The sequence below is a fragment of the Nitratireductor luteus genome (assembly GCF_026162365.1).
In the GTDB taxonomy this organism is placed as follows: Bacteria; Pseudomonadota; Alphaproteobacteria; order Rhizobiales; family Rhizobiaceae; genus Chelativorans; species Chelativorans luteus.
The window spans coordinates 1-24,481 of the sequence record NZ_JAOANW010000027.1; the positions used below are offsets into that span (position 1 = coordinate 1).

Annotated in this window: 23 protein-coding genes and 1 tRNA gene; 17 read left to right on the forward strand and 7 right to left on the reverse strand. The window is 63.4% G+C overall.

Annotated elements, in window-relative coordinates:
- Nucleotides 1-99: 99 nt before the first annotated feature.
- The 6 genes from N1058_RS23380 to N1058_RS23405 all read left to right on the forward strand — a co-directional run bounded on the left by N1058_RS23380 (nt 100) and on the right by N1058_RS23405 (nt 5,988).
- On the forward strand, nt 100-1,134 hold the full coding sequence (locus N1058_RS23380) for an IS66 family transposase (protein WP_265519991.1): 1,035 nt from the start codon (nt 100-102) through the stop codon (nt 1,132-1,134).
- Nucleotides 1,089-1,697, forward strand: a complete 609-nt coding sequence (locus N1058_RS23385) for an IS66 family transposase (protein WP_265519992.1) — start codon at nt 1,089-1,091, stop codon at nt 1,695-1,697. Before N1058_RS23380 ends, N1058_RS23385 begins: the two co-directional genes overlap by 46 nt.
- Nucleotides 1,698-1,798: 101 nt before the next feature.
- Nucleotides 1,799-2,395, forward strand: a complete 597-nt coding sequence (locus N1058_RS23390) for a TetR/AcrR family transcriptional regulator (protein WP_265519993.1) — start codon at nt 1,799-1,801, stop codon at nt 2,393-2,395.
- A complete protein-coding gene (locus N1058_RS23395; protein ID WP_265519994.1) occupies nt 2,392-3,456 on the forward strand; it encodes an NAD-dependent epimerase/dehydratase family protein in 1,065 nt (354 codons plus the stop codon). Before N1058_RS23390 ends, N1058_RS23395 begins: the two co-directional genes overlap by 4 nt.
- A 348-nt stretch (nt 3,457-3,804) precedes the next feature.
- A complete protein-coding gene (locus N1058_RS23400; protein WP_265519995.1) occupies nt 3,805-5,172 on the forward strand; it encodes an NfeD family protein in 1,368 nt (455 codons plus the stop codon).
- 39 nt (nt 5,173-5,211) lie between these two features.
- On the forward strand, nt 5,212-5,988 hold the full coding sequence (locus tag N1058_RS23405; RefSeq protein ID WP_265519996.1) for a slipin family protein: 777 nt from the start codon (nt 5,212-5,214) through the stop codon (nt 5,986-5,988).
- Between the two features lie 345 nt (nt 5,989-6,333).
- Here N1058_RS23405 and N1058_RS23410 read toward each other — a convergent pair whose 3' ends face one another.
- Nucleotides 6,334-6,639, reverse strand: a complete 306-nt coding sequence (locus N1058_RS23410; protein ID WP_265519997.1) for a hypothetical protein — start codon at nt 6,637-6,639, stop codon at nt 6,334-6,336.
- An 84-nt stretch (nt 6,640-6,723) separates the two neighbouring features.
- Nucleotides 6,724-6,797, reverse strand: a tRNA-Gln gene (locus tag N1058_RS23415).
- Nucleotides 6,798-7,052: 255 nt separating this feature from the next.
- Between N1058_RS23415 and N1058_RS23420 the strand changes: the two genes are divergently transcribed.
- The 3 genes from N1058_RS23420 to N1058_RS23430 all read left to right on the forward strand — a co-directional run bounded on the left by N1058_RS23420 (nt 7,053) and on the right by N1058_RS23430 (nt 10,240).
- Nucleotides 7,053-8,429 (forward strand): Ppx/GppA phosphatase family protein, encoded by a 1,377-nt coding sequence (locus tag N1058_RS23420; RefSeq protein ID WP_420848039.1) that lies wholly within the window; start codon nt 7,053-7,055, stop codon nt 8,427-8,429.
- Nucleotides 8,426-9,154 (forward strand): RlmE family RNA methyltransferase, encoded by a 729-nt coding sequence (locus N1058_RS23425; protein ID WP_265519998.1) that lies wholly within the window; start codon nt 8,426-8,428, stop codon nt 9,152-9,154. The genes N1058_RS23420 and N1058_RS23425 overlap by 4 nt, the downstream gene beginning before the upstream one ends.
- Before the next feature lie 111 nt (nt 9,155-9,265).
- Nucleotides 9,266-10,240 carry a glycosyl transferase family 90 gene (locus N1058_RS23430; protein ID WP_265519999.1) on the forward strand — a complete coding sequence of 325 codons (975 nt, stop codon included), beginning with the start codon at nt 9,266-9,268 and terminating at the stop codon, nt 10,238-10,240.
- Between the two features lie 25 nt (nt 10,241-10,265).
- Here the strand turns inward: N1058_RS23430 and N1058_RS23435 are convergent, their stop codons facing one another.
- Nucleotides 10,266-11,684: an MFS transporter gene (locus N1058_RS23435; protein ID WP_265520000.1), complete on the reverse strand. Its 1,419-nt coding sequence runs from the start codon at nt 11,682-11,684 to the stop codon at nt 10,266-10,268.
- Nucleotides 11,685-11,941: 257 nt separating this feature from the next.
- Between N1058_RS23435 and guaB the strand changes: the two genes are divergently transcribed.
- Nucleotides 11,942-13,444, forward strand: coding sequence for an IMP dehydrogenase (gene guaB / locus N1058_RS23440; protein WP_265520001.1), 1,503 nt, complete (start codon nt 11,942-11,944; stop codon nt 13,442-13,444).
- A gap of 60 nt (nt 13,445-13,504) precedes the next feature.
- Here the strand turns inward: guaB and N1058_RS23445 are convergent, their stop codons facing one another.
- Nucleotides 13,505-14,185 carry an MIP family channel protein gene (locus N1058_RS23445; RefSeq protein ID WP_265520002.1) on the reverse strand — a complete coding sequence of 227 codons (681 nt, stop codon included), beginning with the start codon at nt 14,183-14,185 and terminating at the stop codon, nt 13,505-13,507.
- 287 nt (nt 14,186-14,472) lie between these two features.
- On the opposite strand from N1058_RS23445, the gene N1058_RS23450 reads away from it, so the two are divergent.
- Nucleotides 14,473-14,883, forward strand: coding sequence for an MAPEG family protein (locus N1058_RS23450; protein WP_265520013.1), 411 nt, complete (start codon nt 14,473-14,475; stop codon nt 14,881-14,883).
- Nucleotides 14,884-14,897: 14 nt separating this feature from the next.
- Here the strand turns inward: N1058_RS23450 and N1058_RS23455 are convergent, their stop codons facing one another.
- The gene (locus N1058_RS23455; protein WP_265520003.1) at nt 14,898-15,800 is read right to left on the reverse strand and encodes a hydrogen peroxide-inducible genes activator; all 903 of its coding nucleotides are present in this window, start codon (nt 15,798-15,800) and stop codon (nt 14,898-14,900) included.
- A 155-nt stretch (nt 15,801-15,955) separates the two neighbouring features.
- On the opposite strand from N1058_RS23455, the gene katA reads away from it, so the two are divergent.
- The 5 genes from katA (at nt 15,956) to guaA (ending at nt 21,804) form a co-directional block, all read left to right on the forward strand.
- On the forward strand, nt 15,956-17,461 hold the full coding sequence (gene katA, locus N1058_RS23460; protein WP_265520004.1) for a catalase KatA: 1,506 nt from the start codon (nt 15,956-15,958) through the stop codon (nt 17,459-17,461).
- A gap of 151 nt (nt 17,462-17,612) precedes the next feature.
- Entirely contained in the window at nt 17,613-18,899 is a 1,287-nt protein-coding gene (locus N1058_RS23465; RefSeq protein ID WP_265520005.1) for an RsmB/NOP family class I SAM-dependent RNA methyltransferase, read from the forward strand.
- 113 nt (nt 18,900-19,012) lie between these two features.
- Entirely contained in the window at nt 19,013-19,471 is a 459-nt protein-coding gene (locus N1058_RS23470; RefSeq protein ID WP_265520006.1) for a PaaI family thioesterase, read from the forward strand.
- Nucleotides 19,468-20,106, forward strand: a complete 639-nt coding sequence (locus tag N1058_RS23475) for a 5'-methylthioadenosine/S-adenosylhomocysteine nucleosidase (RefSeq protein ID WP_265520007.1) — start codon at nt 19,468-19,470, stop codon at nt 20,104-20,106. The genes N1058_RS23470 and N1058_RS23475 overlap by 4 nt, the downstream gene beginning before the upstream one ends.
- Before the next feature lie 123 nt (nt 20,107-20,229).
- Nucleotides 20,230-21,804 carry a glutamine-hydrolyzing GMP synthase gene (guaA, locus tag N1058_RS23480; protein WP_265520008.1) on the forward strand — a complete coding sequence of 525 codons (1,575 nt, stop codon included), beginning with the start codon at nt 20,230-20,232 and terminating at the stop codon, nt 21,802-21,804.
- 110 nt (nt 21,805-21,914) lie between these two features.
- Here the strand turns inward: guaA and N1058_RS23485 are convergent, their stop codons facing one another.
- Nucleotides 21,915-22,994, reverse strand: coding sequence for a class I SAM-dependent methyltransferase (locus tag N1058_RS23485; RefSeq protein WP_265520009.1), 1,080 nt, complete (start codon nt 22,992-22,994; stop codon nt 21,915-21,917).
- Nucleotides 22,995-23,134: 140 nt separating this feature from the next.
- Between N1058_RS23485 and N1058_RS23490 the strand changes: the two genes are divergently transcribed.
- A complete protein-coding gene (locus tag N1058_RS23490) occupies nt 23,135-24,157 on the forward strand; it encodes a GlxA family transcriptional regulator (RefSeq protein ID WP_265520010.1) in 1,023 nt (340 codons plus the stop codon).
- A 26-nt stretch (nt 24,158-24,183) separates the two neighbouring features.
- Here the strand turns inward: N1058_RS23490 and N1058_RS23495 are convergent.
- On the reverse strand, nt 24,184-24,481 hold a 298-nt coding region (locus tag N1058_RS23495; protein ID WP_265520011.1), incomplete at its 5' end, for a hypothetical protein.

Sequence of the window (24,481 nt, forward strand, 5' to 3'; positions counted from 1 at the left end):
GTAACCGGGGCAAATTTCCGGGCAATGGGGGTTTGCATGCGAGCGCGTTTGTGATTCACGCTTTGCGTGGCTCTATTATCGAATGATTCTCTTGAAGGCTTGTCGCTGGCGGAACTGCGCGGGCTGGTTGAGACGCTGATCGGCTCGGTGCAGGGTCTTCAGGGGCGGGTTGAGAGCCTTGAGGTAGAGAACCATGCTCTGCGCGCCGAGAACCAGGCGCTGAAGGACGAGATCGCCCGGCTGAAGAACCTGCCGCCGCGTCCCCCGGTCAAGCCGTCCAGGCCATCGGGCATGGAGAACGCGACGCAGCCGTCATCTGGTAAAGGCAAGCGCCGCCGGCGCGGCGCCAAGCGCGACGGCGGTCGCGTGAGCCGCGACGTAACGGTTGCGGTGAGCGCTCCTGCGGGCTCGCGCTTCAAAGGGTATGAGACGATCCTGGTACGCGATCTGGTGTTGTCGGCCGAGGTGGTGCGCTATCGCCGCGAGTGCTGGGTGACACCGAGCGGCGAGAGGCTCGTGGGGCCGTTGCCGGCGGGGATTGTTGGCGGCTGGGGGGCGAACCTGCGTCGCTTCATCCTGGCCTGCCACATTCAGGGTCAGGTGACGACGGAACGGTTGACGGCGATGCTCACCGGGATCGGCGTCGACATTTCGAAGCGTCAAGTGGTGCGGCTGATTTCGGAGGGGCTCGATGCCTTCGTCGCGGAGGACCGTGACGTGCTGCGCGCCGGACTGGCAACGGCGCCCTGGATCACCGTCGATGATACGTCGGCGCGCCACGGCAACCAGGATGGCTACACCACCCAGATCGGCGATGACCGCTTCACCGCGTTCCGCACCGGACGATCGAAGTCTCGCGAGGCGTTCCTGGCGACGCTGCGCGCCGGGCATGGCGATTACATCATCAATGATCAGGCGCTGGCCTACATGCGCGGCCGCAATCTGAGCGCACCGGTGATCGCGCAGCTGGCGGCGGCGCCGCACAAGGCCTTTGCCGACAGCGCCGCCTGGCGGGCCCATCTGGCGGCACTGGGCCTTGACCGGCTTGCGGTTGAGCCGAACCCGGTCAAGATCGCCACCGAAGGGCGATGTGGGGGGCGATCCGCCACCACGGCTTCCTTGGCAACACCGTGATCGTGTCCGACGATGCCGGCCAGTTCCGCATCGGCGAGCATGCTTTATGCTGGGTGCATAGCGAGCGGCTCGTGCACAAATTGGTGCCGATGACGCCCGACCAGCGCCAGGCCGTTGATATCATGCGGCAGTTGATCTGGTGGCTCTACCGCGACCTGAAGAGCTACCAACGCGCCCCGTGTCGGCGCCGCGCGGCGGCCCTGCGCGCCCGCTTCGAGCGCCTGTTCAAACGACGAACCGGCTACGTCATGCTCGACCGGCTGCTGGCCCGGCTGCATCGCCGCAAGCACGAACTGCTGCGCGTTCTCGACCGTCCCGAGATCCCGCTCCACACAAACGGCTCAGAAAACGACATCCGCACCTGCGTCATCAAGCGCAAGATCTCCGGTGGAACCGTCAGTGACGCTGGCAGGGAGGCCCGTGACGTCCTGCTCGGCCTGATGAAGACCTGCATGAAACTCGACGTCTCGTTCTTCCGCTATCTCGGCGACCGGATCGGCATACCCACACAAGAGCCGGTTCCGCCGCTCCCGCATCTCATTCGGCAAGCCGCCCAAGCCTGATCGCCCGGAAATTTGCCCCGGTTACCCTTCGGTCGGATTCTTGCCGTCAGTTGCTTGACAGAGTGAATTAAGTAAGAAAGCTTACTTGTTAAGGAGGCAGCATGTCCAGAAGATCCGACACGGGAGAAATGCTCCGCGCTGCGGCACAGACCGTGGCCTATCGCGACGGGGTCGGAAGCCTCACGCTTGCCACCGTGGCCGAGGAAGCCGAGAGGCCTATCGGATCGCTCTACTACCACTTCAAGACCCGCGATGACGTGGTCTTGGCGGTCGTCGACAGATTGAGCAGCCAGATGGAAGCCCGCATTGCCTCCTGGGACTCGCTCGTTGACCCGGAGAAGGCATTGATCCAGTTTACCGAGGTGTCGCGGCAAAGCGCGCAGGTGCTTGCTCAGTGCGGCTGCCCGATCGGTAGTTTGACCGCGCAGCTTCGCAAGCATCCGGGCGAAGCCGGCGCGCGCGCCGGTGGCATTCTCGGCGAACTCGCTCACTGGGCGGGCCGGAAATATGCCGAGCTTGGATTGAGGCCCGACGAGGCCCACCGCGAGGGGCGTGCGATGCTTGTCGCCCTCGAAGGCGCCGCGATGATGGCCCACGCCACAGGCGACATGTCGTTCGTGATCGAAACGGTAGACCGACTCCAAGCCGGCATCTCCCGTCTTGCCAGCCTACCCGAGCCCCCTGGAGCATTGAGATGACTCACATGCAGCGTCCCCTCGACCCTGGTATCCGCACAGTTCTTGTGACCGGGGCCACGGGGTTTCTCGGCAGGGGGATCCTTGCGGCATTTCGTGAACGCGGCACGAAGGTCATCGCTGCCTGCCGGGACCCGCAGCGCCTTCCGCCAGACTTTTCAGGCGAAAGTCGCGTCGGCGATTTGACCGATCCGGATTACCGCCTGGCTTTGGTCGAGGGGGTCGATGCCATTTGCCACGCGGGCACATGGGGCGCGTTCTGGGGTCATGCGGGGGCTGAACGGCGGCTCTTTCTCGAACCCGCGCTCGACCTTGTCGGCAAGGCCGTTGAGGCGGGGGTGAAGCGTTTCCTTCTTGCCTCGACCGTGGCCGTATCCGCACCGCCCTCGGGCGGAAAGCCCGTTCCGGACGACGCACGGCCGTCGAAATCGGGTTTCTGGCCGCATCTCGACATGCTCATCGACATTGATGAGCGCATGCGCGCGCTGGCGAGCGACAGGATCCGCATGGTCCAAATGCGCCTCGGCCATTTCGTGGGGAGGGGCAATTCGCTTGGCCTCGTCCCGGCGATCATCCCCCGCCTCAAGACGCGGATGGTGCCCTGGATTGGCGGAGGCCGCGCCCGGATGCCCTTGGCCACGGCCGAAGACATGGGCGAAGCCTTTGCGCTCGCCGCAACAGTCGAGGGAGTGGCGGCCTACGACAATTTCAACATCCACTCAGGCGCGCTGCCCACCATGCGCGAGGTCTTCACCCATATCGCCCGCGAGGCCGGGATCCCGCTGCCACTTGCCCCGGCACCCTATTGGTCCGGCTACGTTTTTGGTCGCCTCATGGAGGCTCTTCCAACCCGGACCCCCTTTCTCACTCGCTCCCTGGTGCGTGTCTCGGAAGACTGGAACACGCCCATCACTCGAGCAGAACGGGTGCTCGGCTTCGTCCCGAAAGGCGATTGGCGGCAGGCCGTAACCGCCTCGGTCGCCGAACGGCGCGACCTTGGTTTCCCTTGGCCACCGCTCAATCAGCCATTGCCGCTGGTCCCCGCCGAGATCAACTCCTCATAGCGCAATCCAGAGATATAAGTTTCAGTCTCGATGAACTCACCTGTTTCGAAGTTGAGCACTTCCCTAATCGCGGGATTCGAAACCGGAATCGCTGGAGCCAGCGGGCTGAGCGGCCAGATGTGAGAGTTCATCAAGATCGAAGCTGTCGAAGCGTTTCTGCCGTCCGTAGGGCCGCTTCATCGTCCGGGATGCAGGCGATGGTGTGTGCTTTTATATTGTTCCCATCCGGGAGGCCTTGGCGTCGGGGGTAGGGCCACCCTTATCTTCGCGACATCGCGATACATATATAATTAGCTTATGGAGAAAGAGGTAAAAGCTGCTTGCCGATGGTGGAGCCGCGTCGGGTTCATGCGTGCCTCAGTGGCGGCGCTGCTGGTGTTGGCCGGTGCCTTTGGTCTGTCGACCTCCGCACAGGATGGCAGGGCCGCTGTCGTGCTGACGCTGGAGGGCGTGGTTGGTCCGGCGACGGCCGACTATATCGTTCGTGGCATTCAGCAGGCGGGCGAGCGTGAAGCCGCCATTGTTGTCTTGAGAATCGACACGCCAGGCGGGCTTGACACTTCCATGCGCGAGATCATCCGCGAAATCCTTGCTTCTCCGGTTCCGGTTGCAAGCTTCGTGTCGCCTTCCGGCGCGCGCGCGGCAAGCGCGGGCACATACATCCTTTATGCAAGCCACGTGGCGGCGATGGTTCCCGGCACTAACCTCGGCGCGGCCACGCCGGTGGCCGTCGGTGGCGGGGGATTGCCGTTCGGTGGCGGACAGGACGAGCAGGATGATGGCGAGAACACCGACCAGCCGTCCGCACCCACCAACGCCAGCGAGGCAAAAGCGATCAACGACGCGGTCGCCTATATTCGGGGACTTGCCGAGTTGCGCGACCGCAACGTGGAGTGGGCAGAACAGGCTGTCCGCGAAGCGGCGAGCCTCACCGCGACGGAGGCGGCGCGGAAGAACGTGATCGACTTCACTGCCGCGAACATCGAAGACGTTCTGGCCAAGGCCGATGGCATGTCGGTGCGGGTCGGTCAGGCTGATATCGTGCTGGATACGGACCGTCTTGCGGTCGAGGAGATGGAGCCGGACTGGCTCACGCGCCTCCTGACCGTCATCACCAATCCCAATGTCGCGCTGATCTTTATGATGGTGGGCATTTACGGGTTGATCCTGGAATTCATGAATCCCGGTGCGCTCGTGCCGGGAACGATCGGCGGCATCAGCCTCCTGATGGGACTCTACGCGTTGGCCGTTCTGCCGGTTACCTATGCGGGCGTGGGGCTTGTCATTCTGGGCGCGGCACTGCTGGTCGCCGAGGTCGTCTCGCCTTCCTTTGGCGTGCTTGGCATTGGCGGCGCCATCGCCTTCGTGCTGGGTGCGGCGTTTCTGTTCGACACCGACACGCCGGGCCTCGAGGTGTCGTGGCCGATGCTGGGCGCCGTCGCCGTCGCCAGCCTCCTCATGTCGCTGCTGGTCGCACGGCTTGCCCTGACCTCGCAGCGCGGCAAGGTGGTGAGCGGCAGGGAGCAGATGATCGGCGCCACCGGCGAGATTCTGAGCTGGAACGGAACCACAGGCTACGTGCTTACCCACGGTGAACGCTGGAAGGCCGTTTCCGATACGCCGATGGTTGCCGGTCAGACGGTCCGGATCGAGGATATCGACGGCCTCACGCTCAAGATATCCGCAGTCCCTATGTCGTCCCAGGAGCGGACATAGAGGCCGCGCCGCTGTCGAAAGCCGCAAGGGAGAAAGCTCATGGATATGTTCGGCGACCTCATCTTCTATATCGTACTCATCGCCATCCTGCTGGCGATTCTCGGCTCGGCGGTCAAGATTCTGCGCGAATACGAGCGCGGCGTAGTCTTCACGCTCGGCCGCTTCACTGGCACTAAGGGGCCTGGCCTGATCCTGCTCGTTCCCTTCGTTCAGCAGATGGTGCGCGTGGATTTGCGCATGCTGGTTCTTGACGTTCCAAGTCAGGACGTGATTAGCCGGGACAACGTATCGGTCAGTGTCAATGCCGTAATTTACTTCCGCGTCATAGATCCTGAAAACGCAACCATTGAAGTCGAAAACTTCATGCAGGCCACCAGCGAGCTTGCGCAGACGACGCTGCGTTCGGTACTCGGGAAGCATGATCTCGACGAGATGTTGGCCGAGCGCGACAAGCTCAATGCTGACATCCAGGAGATTCTCGACAAGCAGACCGACGCCTGGGGCATCAAGGTCGCCAATGTCGAGATCAAGCATGTCGACGTCAACGAATCGATGATCCGGGCGATTGCGCGCCAGGCCGAGGCCGAGCGCGAACGGCGCGCCAAGGTCATCAATGCCGAGGGCGAACAACAGGCCGCGCAGAAGCTCGTAGAGGCGGCAGAAATCCTGTCGCGCGAGCCGCAGGCGATGCAGCTTCGCTATCTGAGTTCGCTCAACGTGATTGCAAGCGAAAAGAGTTCGACCATCGTCTTCCCCTTCCCTATGGAGCTTGCCAGCCTGATCCCAAGCCTGTCGAAGGCGAAGAAAGAACCGTAGTTCTTCCATCCTTGAAAGAATGCGTGGCCTTGCCCCGGTTTCGTGGAACGCTGCGAGACTGATCCGCCTGGAGAGGCATTCGCACTCGGTGAATCGGCTATTCGAAAGCTCGAAACGGGAGCAAAATCTCCCGACCGGCAGGATCAATATCGCGCTTGGATTCCTGCCTCATCTGCCGTTTCCCTCCATCCCGCACACAACTGGAGATTAGATGGGAGACGAGATGGGTCTTGCAGGAGAACCGAATGGCAGACGCGCCCGGGCTTTCATAGAAGCCGAAGCAAGGCGCCGCGCCTCTTCGCTGAACGGTGAGGTCATACGCTGCATCCGGCATAGGACGGAGGATCAGGTCGCCACGACGCCCTTGGGGGCGGAACAGGTACCATGCTCCCCAGGAAGGCAGGTCCACTGATGGCTAAAGTTCCGTTCAAGCAGATCGATGTCCGGCGCGCGGTCAAAGGCGCGAAAGCTGCCGGACGATGGCTGGAGCGGCATGCGAATTCGTCTTAAAGGCTTCAACAGCAAGACAAAGATGCTGGCCGACGGCACTCGTCGGACATACTGGTATGCCTGGAAAAGCGGCCCGCGCCTGCCCGGAAAGCGTCTCTGAAACAGGAACTGGTTGCCTTCCCGGCACAGGTCTTTCGACATTGCGCGCCCGTTGTGGGGGTGCCGTGTGGGGGTGTTCCCGGCACGGGAAAATTCACGCTAAATCATTGAAAAGAAACAAGAAATTGGCTGGGGAACCTGGATTCGAACCAGGACTAACGGAGTCAGAGTCCGTGGGTCTACCGTTAACCTATTCCCCAGCAGATCCGCTCTCGCGGCGGGGCCGCTAGTGCAGGATGGGTTGGTATTTATCGATGCGGGCAGAATAGTCAACCCCGCCATTGCCTTCAATCCCTTTGGCTTCGACCCCGGGCTATGCCCAACGGGTACAGCGAGGTATTTCTGCCTCGTGCTCTTGGTCATTCGGCCCGTCGCTGCTAATCTCGCCATAACGAGCGAAATGAAGTGTCGGCAGGTGCGCCTTTGGCGGCGCCCGCGGCGCGGAAGGAACAGCGGTGGACGACCACGAGGAATGTGACGCGCCACCGGTCGCGGCGCTTGTCCGTGATTGTGCTCCAGCCCTGATAGGCGAAGCGCCACGAGACGGCGCGCGGCGGGGTGGAGAGACATGTGCGGCAGCGGGCGCGGCGACCGGGATGGCCGGCGGCAAGGGAGCAGGCACCGCGGATGCGGCTCCCGGGCGCAAACGTAAGCGCCGCAGGAAGCGCGGACGGCGCTTTTTTGTGCGCGATGCGGCGGGCCCGGAGGCGCCCGTTGCAGAAGGGGCTCCATCTATCCGTCAGCCGGACGAGGCCGCCGTCCACCATGAACGCGCCTATGCTGCGCGTCTTCCCCACGACCGGCCCCGTGTCAGGCCGCGCGAGCGCGAAGGCGAGGCGCTCTATGCGGCGCTGGATCTCGGCACAAACAACTGTCGGCTGCTCGTCGCCACGCCCGGTAGGCCGGGGCGGTTTCGCGTCGTCGATGCGTTTTCGCGCATCGTGCGGCTGGGCGAGGGGCTTTCCGGCTCGGGCCGCCTGTCGGATGCGGCCATGGACAGGGCCGTGGAAGCGCTTGGCGTCTGTGCCTCGAAGCTGGAGGGCAGGCAGCTCGACGGCTTGCGAATGATCGCGACGGAAGCCTGTCGCGCCGCGGACAATGGCCAAATCTTCATCGAGCGCGTCCGCCGCGAAACTGGCCTCGATCTCGAGATCATCGACCGTCAGACGGAGGCGCGGCTGGCCGTTTCGGGCTGTAGTTCGCTGGTCACGCGCGAAACCGACGGCCTCGTGCTGTTCGACATTGGCGGCGGCTCGTCGGAGATCGCGCTCATAGATCTGTCCCGTCATCGCACGCCTCGACTGGCCGACCATATCGTTTCCTGGACATCCCTTCCGGTCGGCGTGGTCTCGCTGGCCGAACGATTCGGCGGCCGCCACGTCACGCCCGACAGTTTCGAGAGCATGATCGTCGCGGTGACCGAGATGCTGGAGCGCTTCGATGGCAGAGGGCAACTCGCGCATCTGGCCGCGGGGCAGCGTTTTCACCTTCTGGGCACGTCGGGAACGGTGACGACGCTCGCCGGCGTTCATTTGGGCCTGGCGCGCTACGACCGCCGCCGGGTGGACGGGCTGTGGATGGAGCGCGAGCACGTCGACAGCATGATCGCGACGCTGCTTTCCTGGGATTTCGATCAGCGCAGGGCCAATCCGTGCATCGGCGAGGAGCGGGCCGATCTCGTGCTTGCCGGCTGCGCCATCCTGGAGGCGATCCGTCGCCATTGGCCTTCCGAACGCCTGCGCGTCGCCGACCGCGGCCTGCGCGAAGGCATGCTCAACGAAATGATGGCCCGTGACGGCGTGTGGCGCCGCGGGAAGCGGCGGCAGGCATGAAAAAGGATGCGAAACCGGGGTCGGGCGCGCGCGCGCTGAAGACCCGCGTGAAGAAGAAGCGCGGCCTCAAGAACTCCTCCCGCCGCTGGCTGGAGCGGCATCTCAACGATCCCTATGTGCACCGCGCCCAGGCCGAAGGCATGCGGTCGCGGGCGGCTTACAAGCTGTCGGAGATCGACGACAAGCATCATCTGCTGGCGCCCGGCATGAAAGTGATCGATCTGGGCGCCGCGCCCGGCGGCTGGTGCCAGGTCGCCGCCGAGCGCGTGAAGTCCGACCCTGCCCGGCCGAGTGTAGTCGGCATCGATTATCTGGAGATGGATCCGGTGCCCGGCGCGGCTATTCTCCAGATGGATTTTCTGGATGACGATGCCCCCGCCCGCCTGGTGGACGCGCTGGGCGGCGCGCCGGATGTGGTCTTGTCCGACATGGCGGCGCCGACCACCGGCCACCGTCGAACGGATCATATCCGCACCATGCATCTGTGCGAAACAGCCGCGGATTTCGCCATCTCCGTGCTGAAGCCCGGCGGGCATTTCCTGGCGAAAGCCTTCCAGGGCGGCGCCGAGACCGCGCTTCTCGATCAGCTCAAGCGCAGCTTCAAATCGGTGCATCACGTCAAGCCGCCGGCCTCGCGAGGCGAATCCGTCGAACTCTACCTTCTGGCTAAGGGGTTCAAGGGCAGGCCCGCTGACGGTCTTTCCGGCACAGGGGATGGCGAGTAGAGCGTGGACACCGGTTTTCGGAAAAGGAACATGCTCCATCAAGGGAGTAGATCGGCATGACCATTCAGCGAAGCGCCGTGCCGAGCTGGTGATTCAGCGGAGAGTTCGATAATGTGGCGACGCCTGCAAAGCCCGGCGCGACGGGTGGCCTATTACGCGAGCGCCGTCAGCCGCGAGATGCTTCCACACGCCTACTGGAGAGCGAGGCGGCATAGGCGGTTCGCCGAACTTTTCAACGGCGCAGTGGATGCCGGTATCGTCGAGCGGGTCAACTACTACAACAAGCTGTCGGAGCCGGTTTCCATCGCGGATGCGCCGAATCTCAGCCGGATTTCGCGGAAAAAGAGCTATTATTACTACGATCTGAGACAGTTTTCCCTGGCCTTCGACCAAACGCTGCGCCTGGCCTATGAATTTGGGGACATCACGACGGTCCCACCCGTTCCCTCGGTCGTGAAAAGCAGACCGGTGGCTACTCCCAACGAAAACTCCGTTCTGATGAAGCTCGACAGGCTGCGCCATTTCCGCTGGCCGCGCGACACGGTTCCATTCGAGGAAAAGGTGCCCCGGGCAGTCTGGCGCGGGGCGCTCAACAACGATGCGAGAAGACGGCTGGTCAGGCTCTACGCGGCAGACCGCCGGTTCGACATCGGCCATGTGGGCGAGCGCTTCGAAGGCATCGGGCCAAAACAGCCTCTCACCATCAGGCAGCAGCTTGAAAACCGCTATATCGTCTCGCTGGAAGGCAATGACGTTGCGACGAACCTCAAATGGGTAATGGCGTCGAACGCTCTGTGCCTCATGCCGCGGCCCCGCTACGAGACATGGTTCATGGAAGGCGCGCTGGTTCCCGGCCATCACTATGTCGAACTGCGCGAGGATCTGAGCGACCTTCGGGAAAAGGTCGATCATTTCGAACGTCATCCGGAGGAAGCGTTGGAAATCATCGCCAATGCCCATGCCCATGTGGCGCCTTTCACGGATACGGAGCGCGAGGAACTGATATCGCTGCTGGTGCTCCAGAAGTACTTCGAGTGCACCGGGCAGTGTGAATCCGGCCCCGTTTCAGATGCAATCTTCCGCTGACATCCGCACAAGGAGATAGAGCGATCTATTCGGCCGCCTGAGCCTTGCTGGCGGCTGTGGCCAACGCTGCCCGTCGGTGACCTGAGACCGCGTTGCCGGTGTCCGGCGGCAGCGAGAAATAGGGAACGGCTGCCAGCAGCGTGATCAGTGCCACGATCACGAAGGCGTTGACGAAGGCGTCGATACCGAGCGTATTTCCGGAAAGATAGCTGCTGGCCTCCAGCACGCCGCCGCCAACGGCAACGCCCATCGCGATGCTGATCTGCTGCATGGCGGCGGAGATTGTCGCGGCCTGGCTGGCCTCCCGGTCGCCGATCTCGGCGAAGACGAGGGCATTCGCCGATGTGAAGAAGAGCGAGCGCAGGAAGCCGGCGGCAACGAGAACCGCAATGATCACCAGGTGCGGCGTGTCGGGCCTGAAGAGCGCGTTGACCGCGATCAGGCCGCCCCCCATCAGCGCCGAGACGATAAGCACCAGCCTGAACCCCACCGCCCGCAGGGTGGTGCTGGCGATGAATTTCATGGCGATCGCACCGAGCGCCGAGGCGAAGGTCAGCAGGCCGGACTGAAAAGGCGTCAGCCCGAAGATAAGCTGGAACATCAGCGGGAGCAGAAAGGGAACGGCCCCCACGCCTATTCGGAACAGCGAGGCCCCTACGATTGCCGCGCGAAAGGCCTGGTTCGAAAACAGGGTGAGGTCGAGGATAGGTCGCGGGCAGGCGCGGGCATGCCGATGGTACAGCCAGGCGGATGAGACGCCGACGATCACCGTCGCAATGCCCACTGCCGGCGGCAGCGCGGGCAGGCTGATGACCGAAAGGCCGAACACGATGCCCGAAGCCGCCAGTCCCGAAAGCGCGAATCCGGTCCAGTCCAGCTTGGCGCGCTCCTCGCCCTCGAATTCCGGTAGGACACGGCCCGCCATCACGATGCCGGCAAGCCCTATCGGCACGTTGATCAGGAAGATCCAGTGCCAGGAGAAATAGGTGGTGATGAAGCCGCCGAGCGGCGGTCCCGCGACAGGGCCGACAAGGGCGGGCACCGTTAGCCACGCCATGGCCGAGACCAGCTTGTCCTTGGGCGTGGCGCGCACCAGCACCAGACGGCCGATAGGCGTCATCATCGCCCCGCCCATGCCCTGCAGGAAGCGGGCGAGCACGAATGCCAGAAGGGAGTTCGAGAGCGCGCAGGCGATGGAGCCCAGCACGAATACGCCGATGGCGATCCGGAACACACGCTTCGCGCCGAACCGGTCCGCCATCCAGCCGCTGACCGGTATGAAGATGGCGAGCGCGACCAGATAGGTGGTCAGCGCCAGTTTGAGCGATATGGGATTCGTACCGATATCCGCAGCGATCGCCGGTAGCGACGTGGCGATCACGGTTGAATCCATCTGCTCCATGAAAAGAGCGACGGCCAATATCAGCGGAAGGGTCCGGTTCAAGGTCTGGGGCCTGATCTTCTTTTGGCAATGTCCGATGAATGCGCTGCTTGCTATCACGGCTGGATAGGCCCGGGCGAGTGGCAGAGGCAAGGACCGTTTGGTGCTGGTCCGCATTTTCGAAGAAGAGCGAGGCTTTTCATTGCCCCGCTGACGTGGTACCAGCCAGCGCCAATCCTGAAAGGGAATCATTGCGAAGCAGGCCCGTTCCGCACATAGGGAAGGGGGCGCTGCGTTCCACCATTTTTCAAGGGTCGGCCATGGCGAAGATCATACAATCAGCAACCGGCGCAGAAGCGCTTACCTTCGACGACGTCCTGCTGCAGCCGGGCCATTCGGAGGTGATGCCGGGGCAGACCGATGTGCGGACCCGCATAGCCGGCGACATCGATCTCAACATCCCGATATTGTCGGCCGCCATGGACACGGTCACCGAATCCCGGTTGGCGATTGCCATGGCCCAGGCCGGCGGTATCGGTGTTATCCACCGCAATCTTTCGCCCGCCGAGCAGGCCGAAGAAGTGCGCCAGGTCAAGAAATTCGAGTCCGGCATGGTGGTCAATCCCGTCACCATCGGCCCGGAAGCCACACTCGCCGATGCCCATGCGCTGATGGACGGGCACCGCATTTCCGGTATCCCGGTTGTCGAGAACGGCGGTTCGGGCGGCCACACGATCGGCCGGCTCGTCGGCATCCTGACCAACCGCGACGTGCGGTTCGCGTCCGATCCTTCCCAGCCGGTCCGGGAGTTGATGACGCATGAGAACCTGATCACGGTCAAGGAAGGGGTCAGCCAGGACGAAGCGAAGCGGCTCCTGCATCAAAACCGCATCGAGAAACTTCTGGTCGTCGACAGCGGTGGAAACTGCGTCGGTCTCATCACCGTCAAGGATATCGAGAAGTCGCAGCTCAACCCGCATGCCGCCAAGGATGCTCAAGGGCGGCTGCGCGTTGCGGCCGCCACCAGCGTCGGCGATGACGGGTTCGAACGCGCCGAACGCCTGATCGAGGCCGGCGTGGACCTTCTGGTGATCGACACCGCGCACGGCCACTCCCAGCGCGTGCTCGACGCGGTCGCCCGCGCCAAGAAACTCTCCAACGCCGTGCGCATCATTGCCGGCAATGTGGCGACGGGCGATGGAACGAAGGCACTCATCGATGCTGGCGCGGACGGCGTCAAGATCGGTATCGGGCCGGGGTCGATCTGCACCACGCGTGTGGTGGCGGGGGTCGGTGTGCCGCAGCTTGCCGCGATCATGGCGGCGGCGGAAGCCGCGCACAAGGAAGGCATTTCCGTCATCGCCGACGGCGGCATCAAATATTCGGGCGATCTTGCCAAGGCGCTGGCCGCCGGCGCAACCGCGGCCATGGTGGGCTCGCTGCTCGCCGGCACCGACGAAAGCCCAGGCGAAGTCTATCTCTACCAGGGCCGCTCGTTCAAAGCCTATCGCGGCATGGGCTCGGTGGGCGCCATGGCGCGCGGCTCCGCCGACCGCTATTTCCAGGCCGAGGTCCGCGACACGCTGAAACTGGTGCCGGAAGGCATCGAAGGCCAGGTTCCCTACAAGGGGCCGGCCTCCGGCGTCCTCCATCAGCTCACCGGTGGCCTCAAGGCGGCTATGGGCTATGTCGGCGCGGCTAGCCTTCCCGAGTTCCAGGAGAAGGCGACCTTCGTGCGCATCTCCGGCGCAGGCCTTCGCGAAAGCCACCCGCATGACGTGACGATCACCCGCGAAAGCCCCAATTACCCCGGCAGCGGGTGAGGCGGTTCAGGCATAGAAAAAGGGCCGCAGGCCCTTTTCCGGTGTTGGGTAAGGAAGGCGTCAGTTCCTCTCGAAGATGCCCGCCTTGGCGACCAGCCCGGCGATTGCAGCGCCGACCAGCGGTGCGAGGATGAAGAGCCAGAGCTGGCTGATCGCCGCCTCGCCTGAAAACAATGCAGGCCCGATGGAGCGCGCCGGGTTCACGGAAGTGCCGGTGATCGGGATCAGGCACAGGTGGATCACGGTCAGCGTCAGGCCGATCACCAGCCCGGCCAGGGCCGTTTCATGCTTCTTTGACGTGACGCTGAGAATGACGGTGACGAAGATGAAGGTCGCGACCGCTTCGGCGATCAAGGCGGAAGCCATCGAATAGCCTACCGCCGCGTCCCAGCCGTTGGCGGCAAGATTTGCCGGTGCGCCGGTCGCGCCGCCGCTCGCAATGACCCACAGGACGGCCGCCCCGATGATGCCGCCAATGATCTGCGCGACCATGTAGGGCGCGACGTCCTTGGCAGGCAGGCGCCCGGCAAGGAAGGCGCCGAGTGTGACGGCCGGGTTGAGATGCGCGCCGGAAACCGGCCCGATCGCATAGGCCATGGCGATGACGGCGATGCCGAATGCCAGTGAAATGCCGACGCCACCGGCGGGAAGCAGTCCGCCATATCCCCCGGTAACCACGCTCGCGCATCCGAAAAACACCAGGCAAAATGTGCCGAATACTTCCGCAGTATAAGCTTTCATGAGGGGACCTTGCTTGAAAATGTTGAACGATACACCTTTTCCGCGAGTCTCTTTTGAAATGCAACCGGTCTGTTTGGCAGAGTGAAGGATGCCGGCACGTTTGCTTGTGCGCTGGTGGATCCGGCGCTTTCGCCATGGGCTTTTGCGGTGACTGGAGCATCTTTTGTCGTCGATTCGGGCCCACAAAGGATGCTCTAACTTTTTGAGTCTACCCATCGTGCCATCCGAAAATCGATTCCGATTTTCAGGCCAATGCTGGAATGCGATACGAGAGGATAATGACGCATATGAACCCGACAGCGATCTTCTGGCCGATGAACTTTCACGTCCTCCTGGTTTTCGGCATCTATGTACTGATCTCTGTGCGCCGCAAGAAGGCGATCGCCGCCGGTAGCGCCAGGGCCTCCCAGTTCCGTGAAAACCAGGTCGAGCCGCCCGAGAGCCTCTTTGTGCGGAACAATCTCAACAATCAGTTCGAGTTGCCCATTCTGTTTCACATTGGCTGTCTGGCGCTGTTTCTCACCGGCAATGTCGGGTTCGTCGCCGTTGCGCTGGCCTGGGTTTTCACCCTTTCGCGCTACGTCCACAGCTATATCCATGTGACATCCAACCGCATCCGCTACCGCCAGCCCGCCTTTATCCTTGGCTTTCTGGCATTGGGCCTGATGTGGCTGGTGCTGGCGCTGGGGCTCTTATAAAGGGCAGCCGCCGCTCAAATGATCGCCCGATTGGCTTCTTTCACGATCTCGCAAAGGGCGGCGAAATCCGCCTGCCGCGGATTGGTCTTGCGCCAGGCGAGGCTGATGGTCCGCGAGGGGGCAGGGGCTGCGAAAGGCAGGATGCGCACCCCCGGCAGGAGGCTTGCCGCCTTGCGCGCCATCTCCGGGATGAGCGTCACGCCCATCCCGTGCGACACCATTTGCAGCAGTGTCGTCAGGCTGGTCGCGCCGAAACTTTCCATGGTTATGGGTTTGACCATGCCGCAGATTGCCAGTGCCTGACCGCGCATGCAGTGGCCGTCTTCCAGCAGCATCAGCCGTTCGAGCGCCATGCTTTCCTGCGCCACGGGCGGGGCGATGCGCTCCGCCTCGGCTTCGGGAACCGCCAGATGGAAAGGGTCGTCGAACAGCGGCCGGTATGACAGCTGAGGTTCCGCGACGGGGTCGGCGGCTATCATCCCGTCGAGCCGTCCATTGTTGGTTTCCTCGAGAAGCGCGCCGGTAACGGCCTCCCTGATTTCGAGTTGCAGATCGGGAAAGCCCTGTTTCAGACGAGGCAGCAATTCCGGCAACAGGTACGGCGCAATTGTGGGGATCACGCCCAGCCGAAAACGCCCTTCGAGAACCTTGCGCTCGCGCCGGGCAAACGATTCCAGATCCTGCACCTCGGCAAGTATGCGCTCAATGCGAGGCTTGAGCGCCAGCGCCTCCTCGGTCAGCCGCACCCTGCCGCCCCCGCGCTCGAAAAGCTGGAGGCCGAGTTGGGATTCCATCTCCGCGATCTGTGCGGAAAGCGCGGGCTGGGTGACGCCCATCGCCGCCGCCGCGCGCCCGAAATGAAGCGCCTGGGCCAACCCTTCGAAATATTGCATCTGTCTGATCGTCAATCGCAACATAAGAAAAAACTATCAAACTGAATATCAAACGCAATTGGAAATTATCGAGGTGCTCCGGTACATTGGAATTCTTCCAGGCTCCGTCCTGGCACCCAGCGGTGAGAGATAATGGTGGAACTGGCGAACAGCCGTCCGCCCGAGCGAGGAGCGAACACATGGCCGACAAACCGACACTGACCACATCCGGGGGCGCCCCGGTTCCAGACAACCAGAATTCTATTACCGCCGGCGAGCGGGGCCCCGTTCTTCTGCAGGACTATCAGCTCATCGAGAAGCTGGCGCACCAGAATCGCGAGCGCATTCCCGAGCGCCCGGTTCATGCCAAGGGTTGGGGCGCATACGGTACCCTCAAAATCACCGGGGACATTTCCAGATACACGAAGGCCAAAGTGCTGCAGCCCGGCGCCGAGACTCCCATGCTGGCGCGCTTCTCGACCGTTGCCGGCGAACAGGGCGCGGCTGACGCCGAGCGCGACGTGCGCGGTTTCGCTCTCAAGTTCTACACCGAGGATGGCAATTGGGACCTCGTCGGCAACAACACGCCGGTCTTTTTCGTCCGCGATCCGGTGAAATTCCCGGATTTCATCCACACCCAGAAGCGCCATCCCAGGACCAATCTGCGCTCGCCGACGGCGATGTGGGACTTCTGGTCGCTGTCGCCGGAAAGCCTTCATCAGGTGACGATCCTGATGTCCGACCGCGGACTGCCCACGGACGTGCGCCATATCAATGGCTACGGTTCCCATACATTCTCGCTGTGGAACGACGCCAGCGAGCGCTACTGGGTGAAGTTCCACTTCAAGACCATGCAGGGCCACAAGCACTGGACCAACGAGGAGGCCGAAAAGGTCGTCGGCAAAACCCGTGAGTCCACCCAGGAAGATCTGTTCAACGCCCTTGAGAAAGGCGACTTCCCGAGATGGAAGGTGCAAGTCCAGATCATGCCGGAGCTGGACGCGGAGAAGACGCCCTACAACCCCTTCGACCTCACCAAGGTCTGGCCGCACGGCGACTATCCGCCCATCGACATCGGCGTGATGGAGCTGAACCGCAACCCGGACAACTATTTTACCGAGATCGAGAACGCCGCGTTCTCGCCGTCGAATGTCGTGCCAGGCATCTCGTTCTCGCCCGACAAGATGCTGCAGGCGCGCATCTTTTCCTATGCCGATGCCCATCGGCACCGGCTTGGCACGCACTACGAAACCATCCCGGTCAATCGCCCGAAAGTGGAGGTCGCGCACTATCATCGCGACGGACAGATGAACACTTTCGGCGGCATCAAGACCGGGCATCCGGACGCATATTACGAGCCGAATTCGTTCGGCGGCCCGGTGGAGCAGCCGGCTGCCAAGGAACCGCCATTGCGGATTTCCGGCGATGCCGACCGCTACAACCACCGCGTCGGCAACGACGACTATTCCCAGCCGCGCGCTCTCTTCAACCTGTTCGACGAGGGCCAGAAGAACCGGCTGTGCAATAACATCGCGGCGGCCATGGCCGGCGTTCCGGGCGAAATTATCGAGCGTCAGCTTGCCCATTTCGACAAGGTGCACGCCGACTACGGAGACGGCGTCCGCCGGGCGCTCAAGGAACAGCACGGCTACGAAGCCAATGCGCTTCCGGTTTCAAACAGAACACCGCAGACGGCGGCCGAATAGAGAGCGGCCGCTCGCAACTCTCCACGATGCCAAGGGGCGCGGAGCAATCCGCGCCCCTTGGTGCTTTCCACGATTATCCGTGCTTGCCACGGCGTGCCTGCCGGTCTAGCTAACCCTCACGACGGGCATCCGAACACGACAGGTATTGTATATGCGCCTCGGCGGACGGCTGGCAGCAGCCATCGAAATCATTCAGGACATCGAAACCAGACACAGGCCCGCGGCGGACGCCATGCGGGACTGGGGGCTGTCGCACCGGTTCGCCGGCGCCGGCGACCGCGCGGCGATCGGCAATTTCGTCTACGACGCGCTGCGGCGGCGGCGGTCGGCTGCGTGGCTGTTCGGCCAGGATACGCCACGCGCCATCGTCTTCGGTGCCTATATACTGGAGAACGCCCTGACGCCGGACGAGGTCAATGCCGCGCTCGAAGGCGACAATTTTGCGCCGCCGCTGCTGGATGCCGAGGAATTGGAGATTTCTGCTGCCCGCCTTTCGCAGCCGATGCCGGCCGAAATCGCGGCCGACGTGCCCGAATGGTGCCTGCCGATGGTGAAGGCCGCCTTCGGCGAGGCCTGGGCCGGCGAATGCGCCGCGCTCGCCGCACGGCCGCCGCTGGATATGCGGGTAAACCGCCTGAAGGCGGAGCGTGGCAAGGTGCTCAACGCGCTGCGGCGCGCCGGGGCGGAGCCTTCTCCCATCGCGCCCGACGGCATGCGCGTGCCGCCGATTGCCGGCAATGGCCGCCATCCCAATGTGCAGACCGAGCCGGCCTTCCAGAAGGGCTGGTTCGAGGTGCAGGACGAAGGCTCGCAGATCGTTGCCGAATTGGGCGGGGCAAGGCCCGGCATGCAGGTGCTGGATTTTTGCGCGGGCGCGGGCGGCAAGACGCTGGCAATGGCGGCCGCGATGGAAAATCGCGGCCAGATCCACGCCTTCGATGCCGACCGCAAGCGGCTCAGCCCCATTTTCGACCGCCTCAAGCGCGCGGCCTGCCGCAATGTCCAGGTGGTTGCCGAAGAGGCAGCGCTGGAGCCGCTGGAGGGCCAGATGGATCTGGTTCTGGTCGATGCCCCCTGCACCGGCTCGGGCACATGGCGGCGCAGGCCCGACGCCAAATGGCGGCTCACCCCTCAGCAATTGGAGGCGAGGCTGGCCGAGCAGGTGGCGATCCTCGACGCGGCCGCCAAATTCGTCAAGCCGGGCGGAAGGCTGGCCTATGTGACGTGTTCGATCTTCCTGGAGGAGAACAGCCAACAGGCCGACGCGTTTGTCCGGCGCATGCCGGGCTTCAGGCCTGTGGACCACGAGGCCGTCTGGCGTGACCGCTTTCCCGAACATACGGGCTGGGCACTCGTCGCCACCCAAAAAGGCATCGCGCTGACGCCAGCGACGTCCGGCACGGACGGGTTCTATTTCGCGGCATTCCGCCGGGATTAGAACCGGTTGGTGTTCCCGCGCCGGAGCCTTTACCTTCGGGTGAAATTGCGTGATTGCCCGGCAATCTACGATTTGCCATAAGCAGGTAACACTGCGCACAACCGGTACCTGACATGGCAGCCAGACCCATTGCCGAACCCGACTTCGAGGCCCGCGTGCGGGCGAGCTTCGCACGCCAGAAGGCGATGTCCGCCCTTGGCGCGACCCTGACCCAGGTCACGCCGGGCGTGGTCGAGATAGAAATGCCCTATAACGAGACCTTCACCCAGCAGCATGGCTTTCTGCACGCGGGCGCCATCTCCATGGCGCTGGACTCGGCCTGCGGCTACGCCGCCTATTCGCTCATGCCGGCCGACGCCGGGGTGCTGACGATCGAGTTCAAGGTCAATTTGCTGGCGCCGGGCAGGGGCGAGCGCTTCCTGTTCCGCGGCACGGTGACCAAGCCGGGCCGCACGATCATCGTCGCCGATGGCCAGGCCTATGCCTATGACGGGGAGGGCGAAGCCAAGATGATCGCCACAATGACCGGCACCATGATGACGGTGGTCGGCCGCCAGGGCATCGAAGGATGAGCGGGAGCGTGCCGATCACGCCGCTCGGCGGCCGGGACATCCTGTTTGCGATGGCGGCCGAGCCCGAGTATGGCCCGCATCTGAAACAGCGCTTCACGCCGCTGATGACGGGCGTCGGCCCGGTCGAGGCCGCCGTCGCCGTGACCGCGGCGCTTGCCCGGCTCGCAGGGGAGGGTGGCTTGCCCGGCCTCGTCGTTTCGCTGGGCTCCGCCGGCAGCCGCACGCTCGAGCAGACCGAGGTCTATCAGGCGGTCTCGGTATCCTATCGCGACATGGACGCCTCGCCGCTGGGCTTCGAAAAGGGGGCGACGCCGTTTCTCGACCTGCCGGCAACCGTGCCGCTGCCGCTGCGCGTTCCCGGCGTTCCGGAGGCAAGCCTGTCCACCGGCGCGAACATCGTCAGCGGTGCCGCCTATGACGCCATCGCCGCCGACATGGTAGACATGGAGACCTTCGCCGTGCTGCGCGCCTGCCAGCGTTTCGACGTCCCGCTCGTCGCGCTGCGCGGCATCTCCGACGGGGCAGCGGAGCTACGGCACGTTGACGACTGGACGGAATATCTTGAAGTCATCGATGGAAAGCTGGCCGCCGCCGTCGACAAGCTCGCGGAGGCGGTCGCCGAGGGTGTGATCTAGGGGGCAGTGGGGAATTGCCGGAAGCGGCCTTCGCTGCTGCTCGAAGAGCTGCGTGTGCAGATTCGCTGCGAAACTTCCCGCCAGCCCGTTGCGCCGACTCGTTTCTTTCTCTAAAGCCTCGCCATGACGACGATTACCCACCCCGATACTGTTCTGATCATCGATTTCGGCAGCCAGGTCACGCAGCTCATTGCGCGGCGTGTGCGCGAGGCTGGAGTCTATTCCGAGATCGCGCCCTTCCATCTGGCAGAAGAGGCATTCCACCGCCTCAAGCCCAAGGCGGTCATCCTGTCCGGCAGCCCCGCCTCGACGGTCGATGTCGGCAGCCCGCGCGCACCCCAGGCCATATATGACAGCGGCCTCCCGGTGCTCGGCATATGCTACGGCGAACAGACCATGTGCGCCCAGCTCGGCGGCAAGGTCGAAGGCAGCGACCATCGCGAATTCGGCCGTGCCTTTCTCGAGATCGCCAAGGATTGCGCCCTTTTCGACGGCGTCTGGGCCACCGGCACCCGCCACCAGGTCTGGATGAGCCACGGCGACCGCGTGACCGCGCTGCCGCCGGGCTTCGAGGTCGTGGGCACCTCGTCCGGCGCACCCTTCGCGGCGATTGCCGACGAGAAGCGCAGATATTACGGCCTGCAGTTCCACCCCGAGGTGGTGCACACCCCCGACGGCGCAAAGCTTCTCTCCAACTTCGTGCACAAGATCGCCGGGCTCAAGGGCGACTGGACCATGGCGGCCTATCGCGAACAGGCGATCGACGCGATCCGCAGCCAGGTGGGCGGCGGCAAGGTCATCTGCGCGCTTTCCGGTGGCGTCGATTCCTCCGTCGCGGCCCTTTTGACGCATGAAGCCATCGGCGAGCAGCTCACATGCATTCTCGTCGACCACGGTCTCATGCGTAAAAACGAAGCGGCCGAAGTGGTGGAGATGTTCCGCCAGCACTACAACGTGCCGCTGATCGTGGTCGATGCCTCCGACAAGTTCATCGACGCCCTGGAAGGCGAGCCGGACCCGGAGAAGAAGCGCAAGACCATTGGCCGCCTGTTCATCGAAGTCTTTGAGGAAGAAGCCAAAAAGCTGGCCAAGGACGGAGAAACGGCCGATTTCCTGGTGCAGGGCACGCTCTATCCCGACGTGATCGAGAGCGTCTCGTTCACCGGCGGCCCCTCCGTCACCATCAAATCGCACCACAATGTGGGCGGCCTGCCCGAGCGGATGAACATGAGCCTGGTCGAGCCGCTGCGTGAACTTTTCAAGGACGAGGTGCGCGTACTTGGCAAGGAACTGGGCCTGCCCGACCATTTCATTGGTCGGCACCCCTTTCCGGGTCCCGGCCTTGCCATACGCTGCCCCGGCGGTGTTACCCGGGAAAAGCTCGATATCCTGCGCGCCGCCGACGCGATCTATCTGGACGAAATCCGCAAGGCCGGCCTCTACGACGCCATCTGGCAGGCATTTGCCGTGCTCCTTCCGGTGCAGACCGTCGGCGTGATGGGCGATGGCCGCACCTACGAATTCGTCTGCGCCCTGCGCGCGGTGACCTCAGTCGATGGCATGACCGCGGACTTTTACCATTACGACATGGAGTTCCTTGGCCGTGCCGCAACCCGCATCATAAACGAGGTGAGGGGCATAAACCGCGTCGTCTACGACGTGACGTCGAAGCCGCCGGGAACGATCGAGTGGGAGTGATTTTCCGGTTCAGGCTGGAACGGCCCGTTCAGAGCGGGGAATAGGGGGACGGCGTCCCCCTTCCCCAAGCCTCACCTGCAGGGACAGATGAGCGCGGAGCTTTGCCTCCCTCAGACACGCGCCACGAACCAGACGTTCATCGGGTCGTGCGGCAGCACATGCCGTTCAATGGAAGCAAAACCGGCTTCATGGAGGAAGCGCTCGGCGGTCTCCCATCCCCACATCGTCCCCAGTCCGGGCCCGCCCTGGCCGATCGAGACCGGCGTGCAGTGGACCAGCGACGCGGTATACAGAAAGGTGGCCATCGGGAAATCGAGATTGTTCTCGAGATACGCCGATCCACCGATATCCTGCATCAGGTAGACGCCGCCATGTCTCAGCGAGGCGCACAAGCCCGTCACCAGACCCAGAGGATCCTTCTGGTCATGCACTGCGTCGAAGCTGGTGATCAGGTCCCAGCGCAGCGGCTCGGCATAGCCGGTGAGATCACGTGTCTCGAAGACGACGTTATCCAGCCCCTCCGCACGCGCGGCCTTCTTGGCGTGGGCGATGGCATCCTCGCACAGATCGTAACCGACGAAGCGGCTTCGCGGGTAGCGCTTCGCCATCGCGATGAGCGCCGAGCCACGACCGCAGCCGGCGTCGAGGACATCGATGCCGGCTTCGAGCCGGGCATCGAGGCCGGGAGCGAGCGGGAGAATGTGGTCGAACAGCTGTGCCGTCACCGTCTGGCCGCTGTCCTCCGCCATGATCTGGTGGAAACAGGGATAGTCTTCATAGGTCGTCCCTTCACCAGTCTCGAAACAGCGGATCGTCCGGTCCTCGACCTTGCCGAAGAGGCCGATATGCTGCGCGTAGACGGCAAGATTGCCGAGCGGCGCGTCGCGGGTCAGGCACGCAGCGTTCTCGGCGGGCAGGTGATAACGCTGACCGTCAGGCTGGTATTCGATTACGCCGGCCGTCGTCATGGCCGCCAGCCATTCCCGAACGTAGCGCTCGGCCAGATCCGCCGCCGCCGCGATCTCGGTGCTCGTCGAAGGGGCGCGGCCCGCCAGCACGTCGAAGAGACCGAGCCGGTGGCCTACCGACATTATGGTGGCTGCGGCGCCGGCATCGAGCATGCCGCCGACTTTCTCCGCAAAGGCTTCCGCCTTGCTGGTGTCCATAAATTGCTTTTGGGTGATATTCATAGTTTCAGATCCTCCTTGTTTCGGCAAGGATCCCGATAGACCGTATTTAGACCGTCTCGCGAGAGCCATTTCGGTCCAAAAGAGGGCATATCGGCCAACAGGCCGTGGACGGCCGGAGGCATTTCGGACATCTTGGCCCCATGCACGAAAAGAAGCCGATCCTTTCCGTTGGCCTGCTGACCCTGCCGGAATCCTATCCTGGCGCCCTCTACAGCCTGCACGAATTGCTGGGCATGGCGGGGCGTGGCTGGGCGCATGTTACCGGCGAGCCGGAGGCAGCGTCTTGCCGTTTCTCGCCGCGGCTGGTTTCACGCGATGGGCTGGCCGTCGCCTCGCCGGCGGGCCCTTCGATCGCCGTGGAAGCTGCTCTTGAGGACATGGCGCAACCTGATATCGTCATTGTTGCCGACCTGGCTTTCAGGCTCGATGGCGACACGCGCGGACTCTGGACGGAGGAAGCCGCCTGGGCAAGGCGGGCATATGCGGCAGGCGCGGTCGTATGCTCGATCTGTTCGGGCTCGCTCTTCCTGGCCGAAGCCGGGCTTTTGAACGGGATCGAGGCGACGACCCATTGGTCGGCGGCTCCGGTCTTCCGCGATCACTACCCGCAGGTACGGTTGCGCCCAGAACGCATACTCTGTCCGGCCGGGCCCGAGCATCGCATCGTCAGTGCCGGAGGTGCTTCAACCTGGGCGGAGCTGGGGCTTTACCTCATCGCGCGCTTCAGCGGCAGCCTGGAGGCACGCCGTATGTCCAAGATTTTTTTGCTTGGCGACAAAAGCGATGGCCAACTGCCCTTTGCGGCCATGGCACGCCCCCGCCAGCACGAGGACGGCGCAGTCGCCGCTGCGCAGCTATGGATCGCAGACAATTATTCGGCTCCGAACCCCGTTGGCCGGATGGCTGAAGCGGCGGGCCTGCCGGAGCGCACCTTTTCGAGACGTTTTCGCAAGGCGACCGGTTATGGCCCCGTCGAATATGTCCAGGCGATGCGTATCGAGGAGGCCAAGCAAATGCTGGAGACGACGGCCGAGCCAACGGACTCGATCGCGCTCGCCATAGGCTATGCCGATCCCGTCTTCTTCCGCCGCATCTTCAAGAGGACCGTCGGTGTGACGCCGGCGCGGTACCGGCAGCGATTCTCGGCGTTTCTGCGCGCATGACGACGCATGCGCTTCATCTTCGGACATCAGGTGATTCCACCTGACTGCAAATACTGTAGCGTCCGGGTGCAATCGCGGTCCCGGGACAGTGCCCGCTGCCCTCGGTCCGAGCAATCGTGTCCGCCGGCGCTTTCAACGTTTACGATAGGTAGAAATTTTGCCGCCAACCCTTCTCTATTCGGCGTGTTCAGGTCAAGCGCTTCGAGCCTTTCCATATGCCCGGCATCGACGTCTTTCGCAGGCCCTTGCTTCTCTACGGGATCGGCGCATTGCCCTCCCAGCATAGGATCAGGAGAATGAGGCAGTCCCATCTTTTGAGCGTCC

Excerpts from the sequence above, each read along its gene's own strand:
- katA (WP_265520004.1), top strand. The coding sequence starts at position 15,956 with ATGGCCGACAAACCGACACTGACCACATCCGGGGGCGCCCCGGTTCCA.
- guaA (WP_265520008.1), top strand. The coding sequence starts at position 20,230 with ATGACGACGATTACCCACCCCGATACTGTTCTGATCATCGATTTCGGC.
- N1058_RS23475 (WP_265520007.1), top strand. The coding sequence starts at position 19,468 with ATGAGCGGGAGCGTGCCGATCACGCCGCTCGGCGGCCGGGACATCCTG.
- N1058_RS23410 (WP_265519997.1), bottom strand. The coding sequence starts at position 6,639 with ATGTCGAAAGACCTGTGCCGGGAAGGCAACCAGTTCCTGTTTCAGAGA.
- guaB (WP_265520001.1), top strand. The coding sequence starts at position 11,942 with ATGGCGAAGATCATACAATCAGCAACCGGCGCAGAAGCGCTTACCTTC.
- N1058_RS23425 (WP_265519998.1), top strand. The coding sequence starts at position 8,426 with ATGAAAAAGGATGCGAAACCGGGGTCGGGCGCGCGCGCGCTGAAGACC.
- N1058_RS23465 (WP_265520005.1), top strand. The coding sequence starts at position 17,613 with ATGCGCCTCGGCGGACGGCTGGCAGCAGCCATCGAAATCATTCAGGAC.
- N1058_RS23405 (WP_265519996.1), top strand. The coding sequence starts at position 5,212 with ATGGATATGTTCGGCGACCTCATCTTCTATATCGTACTCATCGCCATC.
- N1058_RS23400 (WP_265519995.1), top strand. The coding sequence starts at position 3,805 with ATGCGTGCCTCAGTGGCGGCGCTGCTGGTGTTGGCCGGTGCCTTTGGT.
- N1058_RS23445 (WP_265520002.1), bottom strand. The coding sequence starts at position 14,185 with ATGAAAGCTTATACTGCGGAAGTATTCGGCACATTTTGCCTGGTGTTT.
- N1058_RS23470 (WP_265520006.1), top strand. The coding sequence starts at position 19,013 with ATGGCAGCCAGACCCATTGCCGAACCCGACTTCGAGGCCCGCGTGCGG.
- N1058_RS23485 (WP_265520009.1), bottom strand. The coding sequence starts at position 22,994 with ATGAATATCACCCAAAAGCAATTTATGGACACCAGCAAGGCGGAAGCC.
- N1058_RS23395 (WP_265519994.1), top strand. The coding sequence starts at position 2,392 with ATGACTCACATGCAGCGTCCCCTCGACCCTGGTATCCGCACAGTTCTT.
- N1058_RS23390 (WP_265519993.1), top strand. The coding sequence starts at position 1,799 with ATGTCCAGAAGATCCGACACGGGAGAAATGCTCCGCGCTGCGGCACAG.
- N1058_RS23455 (WP_265520003.1), bottom strand. The coding sequence starts at position 15,800 with ATGTTGCGATTGACGATCAGACAGATGCAATATTTCGAAGGGTTGGCC.
- N1058_RS23385 (WP_265519992.1), top strand. The coding sequence starts at position 1,089 with ATGTGGGGGGCGATCCGCCACCACGGCTTCCTTGGCAACACCGTGATC.
- N1058_RS23430 (WP_265519999.1), top strand. The coding sequence starts at position 9,266 with ATGTGGCGACGCCTGCAAAGCCCGGCGCGACGGGTGGCCTATTACGCG.
- N1058_RS23450 (WP_265520013.1), top strand. The coding sequence starts at position 14,473 with ATGAACCCGACAGCGATCTTCTGGCCGATGAACTTTCACGTCCTCCTG.
- N1058_RS23490 (WP_265520010.1), top strand. The coding sequence starts at position 23,135 with ATGCACGAAAAGAAGCCGATCCTTTCCGTTGGCCTGCTGACCCTGCCG.